The 237-nt window shown below is 53.6% G+C and carries 1 rRNA gene; it reads left to right on the top strand.

Going from position 1 to position 237, the window contains the following annotated elements:
* Positions 1 to 237 (top strand): 23S ribosomal RNA (locus V6C27_14985); the annotation flags it as partial.

Raw genomic sequence — 237 nt, 5'->3', positions numbered from 1 at the left:
CCGCGGGACACGTGGAACCCCGTGGGAATCCGGCAGGACCACCTGCCAAGGCTAAATACCTAAAGCGACCGATAGCGAACCAGTACCGTGAGGGAAAGGTGAAAAGCACCCCGGGAGGGGAGTGAAATAGAACCTGAAACCATGTGCCTACAAGCAGTCGAAGCACGTTAAAAGTGTGACGGCGTACTTTTTGTAGAACGGACCGGCGAGTTACATTAACAAGCGAGGTTAAGACTG

Source organism: Peptococcaceae bacterium 1198_IL3148, from assembly GCA_036763105.1.
Taxonomy (GTDB): domain Bacteria; phylum Bacillota; class Desulfotomaculia; order Desulfotomaculales; family Desulfohalotomaculaceae; genus JBAIYS01.
The sequence above is the reverse complement of the archived record's forward strand: the minus strand, read 5'-3'. Positions and strand labels throughout refer to the sequence as shown.